This is a genomic window from Anaeromassilibacillus sp. Marseille-P3371, from assembly GCF_900169665.1.
In the GTDB taxonomy this organism is placed as follows: domain Bacteria; phylum Bacillota; class Clostridia; order Oscillospirales; family Acutalibacteraceae; genus Anaeromassilibacillus.
Genome location: NZ_LT835157.1, coordinates 596,541 through 598,235, shown reverse-complemented (window position 1 = coordinate 598,235; position 1,695 = coordinate 596,541). Strand labels below are relative to the sequence as shown.

Here is a 1,695-nt window from a genome sequence, read left to right as displayed (position 1 = left end):
TTCCGCTCGGTGGCGGTCAACGGCCAGGAGGAACTCATCAGCGGCGATTCGTATACCTACACAGTAGAGATGACGGGCGAAGGCGTCGACTTGGACTTCGTGTTCGAGGTGACGGACAAGCGGATTCTGGAGCAAACCTATCAGTATGCAAAGCCCTATGTGGATGATGGGACGGTCGATTCGCTGGTGACCGAGGCGAGAGAAGCCTTCATGGAGGCATATGACGCAGCGGAGGATGTGCTGAACAATACAGCGGCGACGCAGACGGAGATTGACCAGGCTTGGAGCGACCTGCTGAACGTACTGCATTATCTGAACTTCCAGCCGGGCGATAAGAGCGCTCTGGAAGAGCTGTACAATATCCTGAGCGACCTTGTGGAGGATGACTTCACAAGCAGCAGCTGGACCTTGTTTGAAAAAGCGATGGAGCAGGCAAAAGAAGTGGTCGAAGACCCGGAACCGTTGGAGGGCGACATCACAAAGGCATATGAAGACCTGACAGCTGCGTCCAAGCAACTGATTCGCGCATCGGACGTCAGCAATTTGAATACCGCCATTGAAAAGGCGGAAGAAATCAAAACGGACATCGAAGCGGGCAAATACCTGCCGGACGGACAGGAAGCGTTCCTGGAGGCATTGGAAGCTGCCAAGAAGCTGGACAAGGATTCCCCACAGGCAGAAGTGGACCAGGCCGCGAAGGATCTGTTGCAGGCGATGTCGGCCCTGCGCAAGAAGGCGGACAAGACGGAACTGGAAGAGTTGCTGAAGGAAATCAATGCGCTCGATCCGTCGAAATATACAGCGGCAAGCTATGCAGCAGTAGCAGAGGTCAAAGAGGTTTTGAACGCGTTGATGGCGGATGACAGCCTGGACGCGGAGGAAGGCCAGAAGAAGATCGATGCAGCTGTGGCGCAGGCACGCGAGGCACAGAACAACCTGGTGAAGGTTGATACCAATAAGCCGTCCAAGGGCAGCAGTTCTGGCAGTTCTTCTGCAAACGCGAGCAACGCCTATGGAGCCAGCGGTGTGGTATCCGCAGGTCAGAATGTAGCGGCAGTTGGCGCCTATGTCCGCAGCGATACGACGGTGAACTTTACCCTGAAACGCGGGCAGGCCTATTGCTTCAAGATGACGGTGGTAAATGGAAACAACCAGGCGCCGAGCTTTACAGTAGGCAACGGCAGCGTTCTCAAGACGCAGTTTGTGGCGAAGGTTGGAAACGATTACTACTACAGAGTCTATGCAACCGGCACCCCGGGCCAGAGCACGGGCGTTTACACGACCCTGCCGGGGCAGAACGCGGTGAAACACTGCACAGTGGCCATTGGTTAAATACTGGACACTTGTAAGGAACATAAGTCATCCGATCAAGTAACAGTTGATCAGAGAGCCTGCGCAGGAAACACTGTAGGTACGAAAAACGCGCTGTGCGTCCATCGGTTTGAAGCACGAGTACCGGCATAATGCCGCCGGGCAATGCTCCAGTAAAGCATTGTGCAGTGACGATTGTGTAATCATGGACTGGACATCGAAATAAGAGGGAAGGTTTCTTCCTGATAAACAAAGGACCTAATCCTGGGGATTCCCAGGATTAGGTCCTTCTATGTTTGATTCATCTATTTTACGCTATGGCAAGTTAGTGATGCCGGCCACTGTGAAGGCTTCTGCTTGCTCCTGTAGGACTTCCCCTGTGGA

1 protein-coding gene is annotated in these 1,695 nt (G+C 53.8%); it reads left to right on the top strand.

Translation table 11 applies throughout. The features are described from left to right. On the top strand, window positions 1-1,332 hold a 1,332-nt coding region (locus B9Y59_RS01805; protein ID WP_158088912.1), incomplete at its 5' end, for an FIVAR domain-containing protein. Between the last annotated feature and the right edge of the window lie 363 nt (window positions 1,333-1,695).